15 protein-coding genes are annotated in these 15,758 nt (G+C 63.8%); 10 read left to right on the top strand and 5 right to left on the bottom strand.

Features of this window, described 5'->3' with window-relative positions:
- Position 1: 1 nt before the first annotated feature.
- The 3 genes from minD to metE all read right to left on the bottom strand — a co-directional run bounded on the left by minD (position 2) and on the right by metE (position 4,145).
- Positions 2-817: a septum site-determining protein MinD gene (minD, locus tag VPH41_RS22185; RefSeq protein ID WP_071325832.1), complete on the bottom strand. Its 816-nt coding sequence runs from the start codon at positions 815-817 to the stop codon at positions 2-4.
- Between the two features lie 37 nt (positions 818-854).
- Entirely contained in the window at positions 855-1,604 is a 750-nt protein-coding gene (minC, locus tag VPH41_RS22180; protein ID WP_328571517.1) for a septum site-determining protein MinC, read from the bottom strand.
- A 228-nt stretch (positions 1,605-1,832) separates the two neighbouring features.
- Positions 1,833-4,145 (bottom strand): 5-methyltetrahydropteroyltriglutamate--homocysteine S-methyltransferase, encoded by a 2,313-nt coding sequence (metE, locus tag VPH41_RS22175; protein ID WP_328571516.1) that lies wholly within the window; start codon positions 4,143-4,145, stop codon positions 1,833-1,835.
- A gap of 118 nt (positions 4,146-4,263) precedes the next feature.
- Between metE and VPH41_RS22170 the strand changes: the two genes are divergently transcribed.
- From VPH41_RS22170 to VPH41_RS22150, 5 genes are all read left to right on the top strand, one after another.
- Positions 4,264-5,172: a LysR family transcriptional regulator gene (locus VPH41_RS22170; RefSeq protein WP_152257595.1), complete on the top strand. Its 909-nt coding sequence runs from the start codon at positions 4,264-4,266 to the stop codon at positions 5,170-5,172.
- 129 nt (positions 5,173-5,301) lie between these two features.
- Positions 5,302-5,787, top strand: a complete 486-nt coding sequence (locus VPH41_RS22165; RefSeq protein ID WP_328571515.1) for a phasin family protein — start codon at positions 5,302-5,304, stop codon at positions 5,785-5,787.
- 212 nt (positions 5,788-5,999) lie between these two features.
- Positions 6,000-7,178 carry an acetyl-CoA C-acetyltransferase gene (locus VPH41_RS22160; protein WP_034783723.1) on the top strand — a complete coding sequence of 393 codons (1,179 nt, stop codon included), beginning with the start codon at positions 6,000-6,002 and terminating at the stop codon, positions 7,176-7,178.
- Between the two features lie 142 nt (positions 7,179-7,320).
- Positions 7,321-8,061 carry an acetoacetyl-CoA reductase gene (gene phbB, locus VPH41_RS22155; protein WP_035823615.1) on the top strand — a complete coding sequence of 247 codons (741 nt, stop codon included), beginning with the start codon at positions 7,321-7,323 and terminating at the stop codon, positions 8,059-8,061.
- Between the two features lie 118 nt (positions 8,062-8,179).
- Complete coding sequence (locus tag VPH41_RS22150; protein ID WP_328571514.1) at positions 8,180-9,604, top strand: hypothetical protein; 1,425 nt, start codon at positions 8,180-8,182, stop codon at positions 9,602-9,604.
- On the opposite strand, the gene VPH41_RS22145 is transcribed toward VPH41_RS22150, so the two are convergent.
- Positions 9,541-10,161, bottom strand: coding sequence for a LysE family translocator (locus VPH41_RS22145; protein ID WP_328571513.1), 621 nt, complete (start codon positions 10,159-10,161; stop codon positions 9,541-9,543). The genes VPH41_RS22150 and VPH41_RS22145 overlap by 64 nt on opposite strands.
- Positions 10,162-10,314: 153 nt before the next feature.
- Here VPH41_RS22145 and VPH41_RS22140 point away from each other — a divergent pair, with 153 nt between their 5' ends.
- The 4 genes from VPH41_RS22140 to VPH41_RS22125 all read left to right on the top strand — a co-directional run bounded on the left by VPH41_RS22140 (position 10,315) and on the right by VPH41_RS22125 (position 12,886).
- Entirely contained in the window at positions 10,315-10,797 is a 483-nt protein-coding gene (locus tag VPH41_RS22140; RefSeq protein WP_034752896.1) for an Lrp/AsnC family transcriptional regulator, read from the top strand.
- Between the two features lie 79 nt (positions 10,798-10,876).
- Positions 10,877-11,833 carry a prolyl aminopeptidase gene (pip, locus tag VPH41_RS22135; protein ID WP_152281880.1) on the top strand — a complete coding sequence of 319 codons (957 nt, stop codon included), beginning with the start codon at positions 10,877-10,879 and terminating at the stop codon, positions 11,831-11,833.
- Between the two features lie 112 nt (positions 11,834-11,945).
- On the top strand, positions 11,946-12,386 hold the full coding sequence (locus VPH41_RS22130; RefSeq protein WP_152257590.1) for a DUF2721 domain-containing protein: 441 nt from the start codon (positions 11,946-11,948) through the stop codon (positions 12,384-12,386).
- A 44-nt stretch (positions 12,387-12,430) separates the two neighbouring features.
- On the top strand, positions 12,431-12,886 hold the full coding sequence (locus VPH41_RS22125; protein ID WP_152257589.1) for a hypothetical protein: 456 nt from the start codon (positions 12,431-12,433) through the stop codon (positions 12,884-12,886).
- A gap of 1 nt (position 12,887) precedes the next feature.
- Here VPH41_RS22125 and VPH41_RS22120 read toward each other — a convergent pair whose 3' ends face one another.
- Complete coding sequence (locus VPH41_RS22120) at positions 12,888-13,475, bottom strand: SRPBCC family protein (protein ID WP_328571512.1); 588 nt, start codon at positions 13,473-13,475, stop codon at positions 12,888-12,890.
- Between the two features lie 159 nt (positions 13,476-13,634).
- Between VPH41_RS22120 and VPH41_RS22115 the strand changes: the two genes are divergently transcribed.
- On the top strand, positions 13,635-15,680 hold the full coding sequence (locus VPH41_RS22115) for an NADPH-dependent 2,4-dienoyl-CoA reductase (protein ID WP_328571511.1): 2,046 nt from the start codon (positions 13,635-13,637) through the stop codon (positions 15,678-15,680).
- The last annotated feature ends 78 nt before the right edge of the window (positions 15,681-15,758 follow it).

Below are 15,758 nucleotides of genomic sequence, written 5' to 3'. Positions count from 1 at the left end.
ATCACTTCGCCCCAAAAATGCGCTGGAGTAATCCAGGCTTTTCATAGTTGGTAAAGCGCAACTCGACATCTTCGCCGAGGAAACGCGAAACCACGTCTTCATAGGCTTGCGCCACGTCCGTGCCCTTGAAATGGATGGCCGGGTTGCCCTGGTTCGAGGCAGCCAGCACTTGTTCCGATTCCGGGATGATGCCCACCAGCGGGATGCGCAGGATTTCCTGCACGTCCTGGTAGGACAGCATTTCATCCGATTCCACGCGTTTCGGCGAGTAGCGGGTAATCAGCAAGTGTTCCTTGACGGGTTCGCCGCCCGTCTGCGCGCGGCGCGACTTGGCTTGCAGGATGCCCAGGATGCGGTCCGAATCGCGCACCGACGATACTTCCGGGTTGGTGACGATGATGGCTTCGTCGGCAAACGTCAGCGCCATCAGCGCGCCATGTTCGATGCCGGCCGGCGAATCGCAGATGATGAACTCGAAACCCATGTTGATCAGGTCGTTCAACACGCGTTCCACGCCTTCTTCCGACAAGGCATCCTTGTCGCGCGTTTGCGAGGCAGGCAGGATGAACAGGTTGTCGCAGTGCTTGTCCTTGATCAAGGCCTGGTTCAGCGTGGCCTCTTTATTGATCACATTGATCAGGTCGTAGACGACGCGGCGCTCGCAACCCATGATCAGGTCGAGGTTGCGCAGGCCCACGTCGAAGTCGAGCACGGCTGTCTTGTGGCCGCGCATGGCCAGACCAGTGGAAAAACTGGCGCTAGAGGTCGTCTTGCCGACACCGCCCTTGCCGGACGTCACAACAATAATTCTTGCCACAAATAATCCTTTTCAGATATCTCTTGAATTGTGCAGCTTAAGAGCGGTTCACGGGAGTGACCGGATTGACAGAGTGTATATCGATTCTGTCTCCAGCCAAACGAATTTGCGCGGGTCCGCGCGCCATTTCTGGCGGGAAACCATCCTCGAACGTGCGGTAGACACCGGCGATCGAGACCAGTTCCGGTTCCATGGCCAGCGCGAAGATGCGCGCCTGGGCATTGCCCGAGGCGCCGGCCAGCGCGCGGCCGTACAGCGAGGAATACACGTGGATGCTGCCGTCGGCGATGATTTCGGCGCCATTGTTGACGACGGCGGTGATGATCAGGTCGCAGCCGCGCGCATAGATGCGCTGGCCGGCCCGCACGGGCGTGTCGACCACCATCACCTGTGCCTCGGCACCCGCCTGGGCGGCCGCCGTCGGGGTATCCCTGGGGCCATCCTTGGGCGGCGCGTCGTCGCGCGTCTTGCCGCTGTCGAGGCTCAGGCCTTGCGCCAGGATGGCCTCATGCATGTCGGCCGGCGCATTGCGCACGGCCACGGCATTCAAACGGTATTTTTTCAGCAGGGCCACGAGGGCGGCCCAGTCGATGGGCACGCTGCCGGAGGGCAAGGCCGCCACGTCCAGCACGGCCAGGTCATCCTCGAAAAAGTCCGCCACGCCTCCCGTCATGTCACGCAAGGCGGCATCGAGTGCCTGCGTATCGGCGCTATGCAAAATGGCGGAGACGGCGACGACGGTGGAAATCTTGATTTCGATAGGCTTCTGCGACGGGCTTTTGGACATAAATATTTATCAAAGTGAAACTGCGGCAGGCCAACTGTTCCGTACGGCAACAATAGGGAGCAGTAAATTTCTTGCATTCTACTGCAAAAAAATCACGGTCAGGGACCTGGAGTGTGCTATTCCGCAGGGCAACAGTAACTTCTTGTCAAAAAACAAGGGCGGCGCCTCGGAAAACCCGTGCGCCGCCCCGAAAGCAGCCGAGAATGCGGCCTGAGTACGCCTATGTCATCACGCTGCCCGCATCTGCCGTGCCGCCGCGACCATATTTTGCAGGGCCGCTTCCGTTTCCGCCCAGCCCCGCGTCTTCAGGCCGCAGTCGGGGTTCACCCATAAATTGGCGGGCGGGATGACGGCGCTGGCCTTTTGCAGCAGTCTCACCATGTCGGGCGTGGAGGGGATGCGCGGCGAGTGGATGTCGTACACGCCGGGGCCGATTTCGTTCGGATACTGGAACTGGCCAAAGTCCGCCAGCAGTTCCATGTCCGAGCGGCTCGTCTCCAAGGTGATCACGTCCGCGTCCATGGCGGCGATCTGCGGCAGGATGTCGTTGAACTGCGCGTAGCACATGTGCGTGTGGATCTGCGTCGCGTCGCCGACGACGGACGCGGCGATGCGGAAGGCGCGCGTGGCCCACTCCAGGTAGGCGTCCCACTGGCCGCGACGCAGCGGCAAGCCTTCGCGGATGGCCGGCTCGTCGATCTGGATGATGCCGATGCCGGCCGTTTCCAGGTCGGCGACCTCGTCGCGGATGGCCAGGGCCAGCTGCAGCGCCGTGGCGGCGCGCGGCTGGTCGTCGCGCACGAACGACCATTGCAGGATCGTCACCGGGCCCGTCAGCATGCCCTTCATCGGCTTATCGGTCAGGCTTTGCGCGTGCACCGTCCATTCGACGGTCATGGCGGCCGGGCGCTGCACGTCGCCGTAGAGGATGGGCGGCTTGACGCAGCGCGAGCCGTACGACTGCACCCAGCCCAAGCGCGTGAAGATGAAACCGTCCAATTGTTCGCCGAAGTATTCGACCATGTCGTTGCGTTCCGCTTCGCCATGCACGAGCACGTCCAGGCCCAGCGCTTCCTGGCGCTCCACGGCGTGGGCGATTTCGGCGCGCATCTGCCGTTCGTACTCGGCCGCCGGCAAGTCGCCCCGTTTATGGCTGGCGCGGGCGGCGCGGATGGCCGTCGTTTGCGGGAAGGAGCCGATGGTCGTCGTCGGGAAGCGGGGTAGCTGAAAACGCGTGCGCTGCACGGCCTGGCGCAGGGCAAAGCTGGAGTCGCGGCGGTCCACGGTGGGCGACAGCGTTTGCAGGCGCTGCGCGACGGGCGGGCGGTGCACGCGGGCGCTGGCGCGCCGCCCGGCGATGGCCTGGCGGGACGTTGCCAGCGCGGCGGCATCGGGATGGCCGGCCAGCGCGTCTTTCAGCAGCGACAGTTCTGTCAATTTCTCCGTGGCAAACGCCAGCCAGGTCCTGATTTCCCCGTCGAGGCCCGTTTCCGTTGCCAGGCTGAACGGCGCGTGCAGCAAGGAGCACGACGGCGCCAGCCACAGGGGGCCAGTGCGCCTGGCGGCCAGCGGCCGCAGCACGGCCAGGGCCGCGTCGAGGTCGGTGCGCCAGACATTGCGGCCATCGACGATGCCGATCGACAAGACTTTATGCGCGGGCAGCCAGTCCGTGACGCTGACCAGCTCATGCGGCGCGCGGATGCCGTCCACGTGCAGGCCGGCCACGGGCAGGCGGCACGTCAGGCTGAGGTTTTCTTCCAGCGGCGAAAAATACGTGGCCAGCAGGATATTCACGCCCACCTGGTTCAGCTGCCAGTAGGTGCTTTCGAAGGCGCTGCGCCACGCATTGGGCAAGTCCAGGCCCAGGATCGGTTCGTCGATCTGCACCCAGGTGACGCCTTGCTGTTTCAGGCGGTCGAGCAGGGCGCCGTAGACGGGCAGCAATTGTTCCAGCAGGGCCAGGCGGTCAAAGCCCGGTGTCTTTTCCTTGCCCAGCCACAGGAAGGTGAGGGGGCCGATCAGGGCCGCCTTGACCGGGTGGCCCAGCGCTTGCGCCTCGGCCACTTCCGCCAGCAGGCGCTCGCCGGCCAGCGAAAACCGCGTCTGCGGCGACAATTCGGGCACCAGGTAATGGTAATTGGTGTCAAACCACTTGGTCATTTCCAGCGCGTGATGGCTGGCCTCGTGTGCCTGGTGGCCGTGGCAGCAGTCCCCGTGCGCCACCTGCGTGTCTGCGCCGCGCGCCAGCGCGAAATAGCGCGACAGCGGCGACTGCTCTGGCGCAAAGTTGAAGCGGGCCGGTTCGCAGCCCAGCAGCTGGATGTGGTTGGCCACCTGGTCGTAAAAGGCGAAGTCGCCCACGGTGACGTAGTCGAGCCCCGCGTCGCGTTGCAGCGCCCAGTGGCGCGCGCGCAGTTGCCGGCCCGTCGCTTCCAGGTCCGCCTCGGACGCCGCGCCGCGCCAGTGGCTTTCCAGCGCCAGTTTCAGCTCACGCGCGGCGCCGATACGGGGAAAGCCAAGGATGTGGGTGTGCACGGTCATGATGTCATCGAGATTTAATGTGAATGCGCTAGAGTGTGCGGCAACTTGGTCTATAATCAAAACGAAACATTTTGCCGAATAACATGAAAATAATTCACGCACATCACCCATTGTCCCGATGCTAGAAATCCGCCACCTGCGCACCCTGAGTGCCTTGCGTTCGTCCGGCAGCCTGGTGCGCGCCGCGCAGCTGCTCAACCTGACCCAGTCGGCCCTGTCGCACCAGATCCGTTTGCTGGAAGAGCGCTACAAGGCGCCTTTGTTCGAGCGCAAGTCGATGCCGATTGCCTTTACGGCCACGGGCAGCCGCCTGCTGGAGCTGGCCGACAAGCTGCTGCCCGAGATCGAACTGGCCGAGCGCGATGTGGCGCGCCTGTCGCAAGGGGACAAGGGGCAGTTGCGCGTGGCGCTCGAATGCCATACCTGCTTCGACTGGCTGATGCCCGTGATGGATGCGTTCCGCCAGCGCTGGCCGGAAGTGGAGATCGACCTCGTGTCCGGCTTTCACAGCGAGCCGGCGGACTTGCTGCGTTCGGGCGAGGCGGATCTCGTGATCGGCTCGCCGTATGGCCCCGATTTCACCGTGTTTCCCCTGTTCCGCTTTGAAATGCTGGTGGTGATGGCGCAAAAGCACCGGCTGCAGGCGCAGCGCCGGCTGGCGGCGGCCGACTTTACGGGTGAAACATTAATTACCTATCCCGTGCCGGAAGAGCGCATCGACCTGATCCGCGAAGTGCTGCGGCCCGCCGGCATCGCGTTCGAGCGCCGCACGGCCGAATTGACGGTGGCCGTGCTGCAGCTGGTGGCGAGCCGGCGCGGCATTGCCGCCTTGCCGAACTGGGCTATCAAGAATTACGTCGATTACGATTATGTGGTGGCGCGCCCGGTGGGCGAGCACGGCTTGTGGAGCGACCTGTATGTGTCCGTGCCCGACCATCTGCAGGACAAGGCGTATGTGCGCGATTTCGTTAGCGTGATACGCGAGCAGTGCGCTGCCTCGCTCGATGGTATCAAGTTGTTGTCCTGATCAACGTTGAATTGGAAACAAACCAACAGGAAAGCTTGAGATATATCAAGGTTCAGCAATGAACCACCGCTTACAGTTGAGTACTGTGCGGCGCAACATGGCGCCGCCTACTCTTAGGGGAGGAACGACATGTTTTCATTTTCCGAACAATGGGCGCTCGCCGGCAAGGCCGTGGTGGAAGCACAATTGAGCACTGCGCAAGCGTATGCCCAGGCTGCCGTCGACAGCGGCACCAGCGTGCTGGACTTGCAGCTCGATGCGGCCCGCACGGCGCTGGCTGCCGCTACGGTGGCGGGCAATCAGCTGCTGTCCGTGAAGGACCCGCAAGCATTGCTGCAACTGTCGCGCACGCAGTCGCAACTGGCCATCGAACGCATTGGTGCATATGGTCGCCAGGCAAAGGATGTTGCCCAAGAAACCCAGGAGAAATTCGACAGCGTGACAAAGGGTGAGTTTGCTGCATCGCGTCAAAAATTTGGCGAGCTGTTGCAAGTGGTAAAGCAAACCCCTGTGCCCCTGATTATTCCCTTCAATAATTTTCTAAAAACCACTTTCGGCGGCGCCGATGAAGGGTATGATAAAAATAAAAACACGCGTCCCGCTCGTCAACCGTAGGCGCGTTGCGGCCCGGCAGCGGCTATCCGCCGCGCCAGGCCGCCCGCCGCCATCGCCGGGCAGGCTGTCATCGCCGCCGCCTGCGGTGCGGTGCTGGAACTGCGGCGTATGCCGCGCTAGAATGAAACACAGCTTGCTGTGTCTTCCCGGATTCATTGAATTGTATTACCACCTTGACCTTGGCCCTCGTGGCCTGCTTATCGGAGAAATAAATGGATGATGTCGTAATCGTGGCCGCCGGCCGTACCGCAGTCGGCAAATTCGGTGGCAGTCTGGCCAAGATTCCTGCGTCCGAACTGGGCGCGCATGTAATCAAGGGCTTGCTGGCACAAACCGGCATCGACCCGAACCTGATCGGCGAAGCGATCCTGGGCCAGGTGCTGACGGCCGCCGTCGGCCAGAACGCCGCGCGCCAGGCTGTCATCAAGGCTGGCCTGCCAAGCTCGATCCCGGCCTTCACCATCAACAAGGTATGCGGCAGCGGCCTGAAGGCCACGCACCTGGCGGCGCAAGCGATCAAGTGCGGCGACGCCAACATCATCATCGCCGGCGGCCAGGAAAACATGAGCGCTTCGCCGCATGCGATGAACGGTTCGCGCGACGGTTTCCGCATGGGCGACTTCAAGATGATCGACACCATGATCGTCGACGGCCTGTGGGACGTGTACAACCAGTACCACATGGGCATCACGGCGGAAAACGTCGCCAAGAAATACGAAGTGACGCGCGCCGAGCAGGACGAATTCGCGCTGCAGTCGCAACTGAAGGCGGAAGCGGCGCAAAAAGCGGGCAAGTTCAAGGATGAAATCCTGCCGCTGGAAATCGCCAACAAAAAAGGTACCGTTGTCTTCGACAGCGACGAATACATCAAGCCCGGTTCGACCCTGGAATCGCTGGCCGGCCTGCGCCCCGCGTTTGCCAAGGACGGCACCGTCACGGCCGGCAACGCTTCCGGCCTGAACGACGGCGCCGCCGCCGTCATCATGATGTCCGCTTCGCAAGCGAAGGAACTGGGCCTCAAGCCGCTGGCACGCATCAAGGCCTACGCCTCGTCGGGCCTGGACCCGGCCGTCATGGGCATGGGTCCCGTCTCCGCATCGCGCCTGTGCCTGAAAAAAGCGGGCTGGACGCATGAAGAGCTGGATTTGATGGAAATTAACGAAGCGTTTGCCGCGCAAGCGATTGCCGTCAACAAGGAAATGGGCTGGGATACCAGCAAGATCAACGTGAACGGCGGCGCGATTGCCATCGGCCACCCGATCGGCGCGTCGGGCGCGCGCATCCTGGTTACCCTGATCCACGAAATGATACGCCGCGACGCCAAGAAAGGCCTGGCCGCACTGTGCATCGGCGGCGGCATGGGCGTAGCACTCGCCATCGAGCGAGATTAACCGCTAGCGCCGGACCCAGGCCGTCGCGCGCTGTGCGTGACGGTGGGGTTTGCTGTGGTTGGCCGCCGTCACGCGGCGGATGTGGATAGCTTTCACTAAATGATTAACTTTTTAGCAACAGAACGACACTGAGGGGATGAAAATGGCAAGAGTTGCATTGGTAACTGGTGGCATGGGTGGTCTGGGCGAAGCGGTGTGTTTCAAGCTGGCGGCGCTCGGCTATCGCGTGGTGACCACATATTCCCCAGGCAATCCGAAGGTCGCGGAATGGCTGGCGACGACCAAGGACATGGGCTACGACTTCAAGGCATATCCATGCGACGTGGCCGACTACGATTCGGCGGCTGCCTGCGTGGCGGCCGTGGAAGCGGAAATCGGTCCTGTCGACGTGCTGGTGAATAACGCCGGCATCACGCGCGACATGACGTTCAAGAAGATGGACAAGCCGAACTGGGACGCCGTGATGGGCACCAACCTCGATTCCGTGTTCAACATGACCAAGCCCGTCTGCGACGGCATGGTGGAACGCGGCTGGGGCCGCATCATCAATATCTCGTCCGTGAATGGCCAGAAGGGCGCCTTCGGCCAGACCAACTATTCGGCCGCGAAAGCCGGCATGCATGGTTTCACCAAGTCGCTGGCGCTGGAAGTGGCGCGCAAGAACGTCACCGTCAACACCATCTCGCCAGGCTACATCGGTACCAAGATGGTCATGGCGATTCCGCAGGAAGTGCTCGACAGCAAAATCATCCCGCAAATTCCGATGGCGCGCCTGGGCAAGCCGGAAGAAGTGGCCGGTCTGGTGGCCTACCTGGCCTCCGATGAGGCAGCGTTCGTCACGGGCGCGAATATCTCGATCAACGGCGGCCAGCACATGTCGTAATCGTTGGTGCGGTCAAACAAAAAAGACAGCTGCGGCTGTCTTTTTTTATGCTGGCGAGCAAAACGGGACCAGCGCGTGCTTTGCCTTAGAATCAGCATTTCTCCACTGCATCATCTCCATGACTCTTCTTCCCGCCTTGCGCCGCGCCAGCGTGCTGTCCTTTCTTTTCCTGGGCACGTCCGCCGTCCAGGCCAGCGTCGCGTTTCACGTCACGGTGATTACCGAACGCGTCAACAAGCCAGGCGTGAAAACCAGCTTGCCCGCGCGCGATACGCAGGACAGCGATGTCGTGCTGGGCCCGCATTACCTGAGCGTGCGCGATGGCCAGCACCTGTCCGTGCTCGACTTTGCCACGCGCCGCCGCTACGTCATCGATATGGCGGCATCCACCTACGACACGTATTCGCTGTTCGACGTGGCGGGTTTTCGCCGTATCGAGAGCGAACACCGCAAGGGCCTGGCTGGCGCGCTCAAGGCTGGTGGCTTGCAGGACCACGTCATGCCGCCCGTGTACGAGGAGCAAGCGCTGTCCGTGCCGGCGACAAGGCGGCGCGGCGCCCTGCTGCCGCAGGTGCTCGACGGTGCCGTGCTGTGGTCGCTCGACGGGCAGCCCTTGCTGCGCCTGGGGACAGCCGGCAGCCCCGTCAGCGGCGACGATGCCACGGCGTTTTCCCAGTATCTGCGCTACACCTGGGGCGGCCACCCGCTGGTGCTGAAGATGCTGGCTGATGGCAAGCGCATTCCCGCCCAGTTCACCTTGCATTACCAGGAGGTGGGCGGCACGGTCGCGCGCCATTTCCGCATCAGCGCCATGACGGCGGGGGCGCCCGCCGCTTACACGCTGGCTGCCTACCGGCCCCGTCCGCTGGCGGCCGACGCGTCTCCGCTCGAGCGCGTGCTGGCGCAGGCAGCGACGCTGCCGCCGCTGGAGCCCCAGGCGCATCCGGCGCTGCGGGCCGAGGCGGAAAAGCTTTTTGCGGCAGAGCAACCGTTTGACGCTTTCCTGACCATGCTGGAAGACCATTTTTCCACGGGCGCGCTGGTGGAGAAACTCACGCCCAAGCAGCAACTGGCCATGCAGCAATGCCAGCCCATCCACGACTTGACGCGGGGGCTGCTGGCCAAGGACCAGGAAGGCATCGCGGCCGCGCTGGCCACCGTGCAGGAATTAAGGACGCAGACGGGGCTGGAGCAGCCCGTCCTGGCCTTGTTCGAAGGGAATCTGCGCGCCAAGCTGGGCCAATGGCCGGCAGCGACGGCGCTGTATCTGCAAGTGCTGCAAGCCAGGCCCCACATGGCGGCCGTGTACCAGGATCTGGGCGACGCGTTGCTGGCGCAGTTCGACGCGCCAAATGCGTGGCGCAGCTGGGATGCGGGCCGGGCCATGGCGCCCACGCTGCGGCAATTTCGCAAGGTCAACGATCTGGAAGCCCGCTTGCTGAGCGATTATCCCGCTTTCTTTGCCGATGGCACGGCAGTTCAGCCCAGCACCAGCCGGCCGGCCAGCAGCACGAAGACGGAGGGCAGCACGAACTTGCCGTAAGGCGAAGGTTTGCCCCGCAGGCGGCGCGCCAGGCGCGCGGCCAGCATGGCGTACACGGCGTCGAACAGCAGGCCCACCAACACCAGAGTGGCGCCCAGGCGCAGGTATTGCATGCCGACACTGTCGCTGCCGGTGACGAACTGCGGCAAGAACATGCTGCAAAACAGCAGTGCCTTCGGATTGAGCAGATTCGTCAGGAAGCCGCGCACCAGGCTGGCGCGGGCGCTGTGCGCCGTGGCGGGCGCCTGCGCTTCGGACGCCGCGCTTTTCGACAGGGCCGACTGCAGCAGGCGCAGCGCCAGGTACAGCAGGTAGGCGGCGCCCGCCCATTTGACCCACTGCAAGGCTTGCGGATGCGTCACCATCAGCGCCGCCAGGCCCGCGCCCGACAGCGCCACGTGCACGGCGCGCGCACCGGCGATGCCCAGTGCCGTCACCAGCGCCGTGGCCACGCCGCGCGCGGCGCCCGTGGCCAGCACCAGCGCCATGTCGGGGCCCGGTAATAAAAAGGCGCCAGCCAGTGCCAGCAGGTACATCAGGAAGGTAGAATCGGACATGGGCCAGTCGACAAGAAAAGCGGGAGCATGCGCACGGTGCAGCCTGCTCGCCGGGCCCCATTATGTTCCTGCCGTGATGAAATGTGCTTGCTTTTCCTGCTCTGCATGCCCTAGTATTCGGGTAGATTCCACTCTCATAAAAACAAAAATTAGATGAAAATTTCAGAAGTTAGCCTCGACGCCACCGATTTGCAGATACTCAGGCTGTTGCAGGATGAAGGAAGGCTGTCGAATGCGCGCCTGGCCGAGCGCTTGAAGCTCAGCGAAACCCCCGTGTGGCGCCGCTTGCGCCGCCTGGAAGAGGAGGGGTTTATTACCGGCTACCAGGCTTTGCTCAATCGCAAGAAGCTGGGCATCGGCCTGGTGGCGTTCGTGCGGGTCGTGTTTGCCAACCATGGCGGCGAGCAGCCATCGCAGTTCGAGCAAGCCATCGCGACGATCCCAGAAATCTTGTCGTGCCACAATGTGGCGGGCGAAGCCGATTACTTCCTGCAAGTGGTGGCGCGCGACTTGGAAGCGTATGGCGAATTTGTCTCGACCGTGCTGCGCCGCCTGCCCGGCGTGGCGGAAATCCAGTCCAGCCTGTCGATGCGCGAAATCAAGTCGTCGAACCGCCTGCCCTTGCTGCTGGCCTGAGCCGGCAGGGGCGCACTATAATTGGAACAGTTGCCGGGCATGCAGTGCCTGGCGCCCTGACCGTATCTAGAGGACCGCCATGCCCGATTCCCTGACTCCCCTGTTTCCCGCCCTGTCGCCGAACCGGCACGGCATGCTGGCGGTCGATGACATTCACACCATTTACTGGGAAGAGTGCGGCAATCCCGACGGCATTCCCGTGCTGTTCCTGCATGGCGGCCCCGGCGCGGGCCTGTCGCCGCAGCACCGCCGCTTCTTCGATCCGCAGCGCTACCGCGTGATCCTGTTCGACCAGCGCGGCGCGGGCAAGTCCACGCCGCTGGGCGAATGGCGCAACAACACGACGCAGCTGCTGATTGCCGACATCGAACGCTTGCGCGCCCAGTTCGGCATCGCCCAATGGCTGGTGTTTGGCGGTTCCTGGGGCTCGACCCTGGCGCTCGCGTATGGCCAGGCGCATCCCGAAGCCTGCCTCGGCTTCGTGCTGCGGGGCATTTTCCTGTGCACGCAGGCGGAAATCGACTGGTTCATCGACGGCGTGCGCTGGTTCTATCCGGAACTGTATGAGGAATTCGCCGCGCCGATTCCCGCAGAGGAGCGGGGCGACCTGCTGGCGGCCTACGTGAAACGCATCCTCAGCAGCGATCCCGCCGTGTACTGGCCGGCCGCGCGCGCCTGGAGTCGCTTCGAAGGCCGCCGCGTCTACCTGATGCCGCAACCGGAAGATGCGCCGAACGATGCCCTGGACCTGGGCGTGGGCCGGCTCGAATCGCATTACATGGCCAATCTCGGTTTCTTCGAGGAAGACCAGCTGATACGTAACATGGCGCGCATCGCGCATTTGCCGGCCGTCATCGTGCAGGGACGCTACGACGCCATCTGCCCGCCGCTGTCGGCCTACCGCCTGCAGCAAGCCTGGCCCGGCGCGCAGCTGGACATGATCCCGGACGCGGGCCATGGCGCGCTCGAGCACGGCATCGCTTCGGCGCTGGTGCGCGCCACCGAGCGCTTCGTGCCGGGGCGCGGCTTCGCATGATCTTGCAACACGCCGGTTGGCAAAGCGGCCAGCCGGCGTGCGCCACCTGCTACACTATGGCCTGTGCTGGCGCCAAGGTCGGGCGCCGGTGTGAACCCACGACTTTTTATCCATGAACATACAGATCGGCGACATCGGCCATATCATCCAGCTGGCGATTGCGCCGGTTTTCCTGTTGACCGGTATCGGCACCATGCTGGTGGTGCTGACGAACCGCCTGGGCCGCATCATCGACCGCACGCGCGTGCTGGAAGACCGGCTCGACATCGGCTACAACGATTTCTATATGGATGAGCTAGATACCCTGTATCGGCGCACCCATCTGATCAATTATTCGATTTCGCTCAGCACGGCCTGCGGCTTCTTTGTCTGCGTCATCATCGCCATGCTGTTTTTGGGCGACATCCTGAACCTGACCCTGGATAAATACATCGCGGCCTTCTTTGTGCTGGCCGTGGTTTGCCTGATCGGCTGTTTTATTTATTTATTGCGCGAAATTTACCTGGCCGCGACGGCCCAGCGCATCCGGCGCCATATCCGCCCGCCCCGCTAGGCGGCGCGCGCCGGCTTACCCTACTATTGAAGAACGAGTCCAGCATGCACGATTACAAACGTCCCCCCACCCTGCACCGCTACGGCCAGCGCAGCGAACTCGAGCTGGCGCTGAGCCTGGGCCAGTTCCGCCTGGTACCAGCGGGCAATTGCCTGACCCTGAGCTTTTCGCAAGTGTGGGACAAGCAACTGTTCGACCTGTTCGCCCCGGCCGACGCCTGTCTGATCATCCACAATACGGAAGAATTCGGCGAACGCCTGCACCGCGCCGTGCAGCGCACCTTGCCCAGCTGGGCCGGCATCGATGGCCTGGTCGAATACGGCCAGCGCGCCGCCCTGGGCGCCGCCTTCACCAAGACGCGCGCCGAAGCGCCGGAGCAGGAATGGCTGTTCGCCTGGCGCTCGATGCAGCCGCAGGCCAGCCTGAACCCCGTCACCGTGAAGCTGGGCAGCCTGGAAAACTTCGCGGAAATCCGCGACCGCGATACCTACCTGGCGTAATTCAGCCGGATTTTTCCGCGTACTGGCTGTCGATGCGCGCCAGCACGGCCGCCATCATGCGTTCGATATCGCCGCGTATCATGGTCGTGCCCAGCATGCCGGGCACATAGAAGCCCGGCATCAGCCGGCTGGAAAAGACGATGCGCGTACCGCCCGTCTCGGGGATCGGATACAGATTCCAGCGCGATTCGTAATGCCGCATGTCGCCGGAGATCAGGGCGATGTCGATGGCCGTGAACGGCGTTTCCGTGGCCCGCACCACCAGGTGGATGGGGTGGTTCATGAACAGGAAGCGCGCCATGCCCTGCTGCTCGATGATGACTTCATTGCCGTTGCGCGACAGCACGCGGCAGGAGCTCAAGTCCGGCACGAATTCATTCATGCGCTCGTAGGTGGTCAGGGTCTTCCAGACGGAAGCCGGCGGCGCCTGCACGCTGCCGCTGGCATCGACTTCATACATGCGCTGCCCGTCGACCTCGATGCGCTTGACGTCGACCTTGAGCTTGTCCAGCCGCAGTGCCTGCGCCTGCGCCAGCACGGTAGCGGGGAGGGCGCACAGCATCAGCAGGCAGAGGAAGAGTCGCGTCATGCCACCTAGCCTACGGGAAAGTACCGCGCGGCACAAGCTGTACGCATCGCCGACCCGTGCGGCGGGCGATTTAGAACTCCCGGTCTAGAGAAATACGCTGCGGCGGCCCGCAATGCTTGTTACCGTACGGCCTGCTTACCATCTTCTATCGGACCGACCATGACTGCCTATCCCCACCTGCTGGCCCCGCTCGACCTGGGCTTCACCACCTTGCGCAACAGAGTCATCATGGGGTCCATGCACACGGGCCTGGAAGACCGTTTTTATCATTATGGCAAGCTGGCCGCGTTTTACCGCGAGCGGGCGCGGGGCGGCGTGGGGCTGATCGTCACGGGCGGCATTTCGCCAAACCGCCAGGGCTGGCTGCTGCCGTTCGGCGGCACCCTCAATTTCCTCGGCGACGTGCCGAACCACCGCAAGGTGACGCGCGCCGTGCACGAGGAGGGCGGCAAGATCGTCATGCAGATCCTGCATGCGGGCCGCTATGGCTATCAGCCCTTCGTCGTCTCGGCGTCGGCCAAGAAATCGCCGATCTCGCCGTTCCGCCCCCGTCCCTTGAGCGAGCGGGGCATCGAGCGCACGATCTGCGACTACGTGCGCTGCGCGCGCCTGGCGCACAAGGCCGGCTACGACGGTATCGAAGTGATGGGCAGCGAAGGATACTTATTGAACCAGTTCCTGTGCGCGCGCACCAACCTGCGCCAGGACCGCTGGGGCGGCAGCATCGAGAACCGCATGCGCCTGCCCGTGGAGATCGTGCGCCGCATCCGCGCCGCCGTGGGCCCCAACTTCATCATCATGTACCGCCATTCGCTGCTCGACCTGGTCGAGGGCGGCAATACCTGGGACGACGTGGTGGTGGTGGCCAAGGCCCTGGAGCAGGCGGGCGTGACGATTCTCAACACGGGCTTCGGCTGGCATGAGGCGCGCGTGCCCACCATCGTCACCTCGGTGCCGCGCGCCGCCTTTGCCAGCGTGGCGGGCCGGCTGCGCCGCGAAGTCGCTATTCCCGTGGTGGCGTCGAACCGCATCAACATGCCGCACGAAGCCAACGCCATCCTGGAGCGGGGCGACTGCGACCTGGTGTCGATGGCGCGGCCGTTCCTGGCCGACCCGTTCTTTGTCGCCAAGGCGGCAGCGGGCCGCGCCGACGAGATCAATACCTGCATCGGCTGCAACCAGGCGTGCCTGGACCACACGTTCGCCAACAAGCGCGCCAGCTGCCTGGTCAATCCGCGCGCCTGCCATGAAACGGAACTCGTGTACGCGAAAAAGGCCGTGCCGCGCCGGGTGGCCGTCGTCGGCGCCGGTCCCGCCGGCCTGTCCGCCGCCACCGTGGCCGCCGAATGCGGGCACGAGGTGACCCTGTTCGACAGCAGCGACAGCGTGGGCGGCCAGTTCAAGGTGGCCATGCAGATACCGGGCAAGGAAGAATTCACGGAAACCATCCGTTATTTCGCCCGCCGCATCGCCTTGTCGAATATCAAGCTGCGCCTGGGCCAGCGCGTCACGCGCGAGCAATTGCTGGCCGGCGGCTACGACGACGTGATCGTCGCCACGGGCATCAAGGTGCGCCTGCCGGCCATTCCCGGCATCGACCACCCGAAGGTGCTGTCGTATCTGGATGTACTGCAGGAGAAGAAGCCCGTGGGCGCGCGCGTGGCCATCATCGGCGCGGGCGGCATCGGCTTCGACGTGGGCGAGTATCTGCTGCACGACCCGGCGCACCCGCTGCCGCAACCCGTGGCCACGTGGGCCGGCGAGTGGGGCGTGGACCTGGATGCGGCCACCGGCGGCGGCCTGGTACCGCCCGTGGCGCCCGATCCCGTGCGGCAGATTTTCCTGTTGCAGCGCAAGACGTCGAAAGTGGGCGCGGGCCTGGGCAAGACGTCGGGCTGGGTGCACCGGGCGGCGCTGGCGAGAAATGGTGTGGCCATGCTGGCCGGCGTGACCTACGACAGGATCGACGAACAGGGCTTGCACATCACGGTGGGCGGCGAGCAGCGCCTGCTGGCCGTGGATAACGTGGTCATCTGCGCGGGACAGGACAGTTTGACGGAACTGATGCCGCCCGTGGACAAGGATGGCAAGCCGCTGCAGGCGGGCGGCCCCCGTTTCCACAAGATCGGTGGCGCCGCGCTGGCGGCGGAACTCGATGCCAAGCGGGCGATACGGGAGGGGGCGGAGCTGGCCGCCAGTTTGTAAATTGAGGGCTGGGGTCAGACCCGACGGGGGGATGCGCCCCAGTGGGGCACATCCCGATCCCGCAGGGACCGACCCCGG

This window comes from Janthinobacterium sp. P210006, assembly GCF_036231885.1.
Lineage (GTDB): Bacteria > Pseudomonadota > Gammaproteobacteria > Burkholderiales > Burkholderiaceae_D > Janthinobacterium > Janthinobacterium violaceinigrum.
Note: the sequence above shows the minus strand (reverse complement) of the source record. Positions and strands in the feature narration are given on the sequence as shown.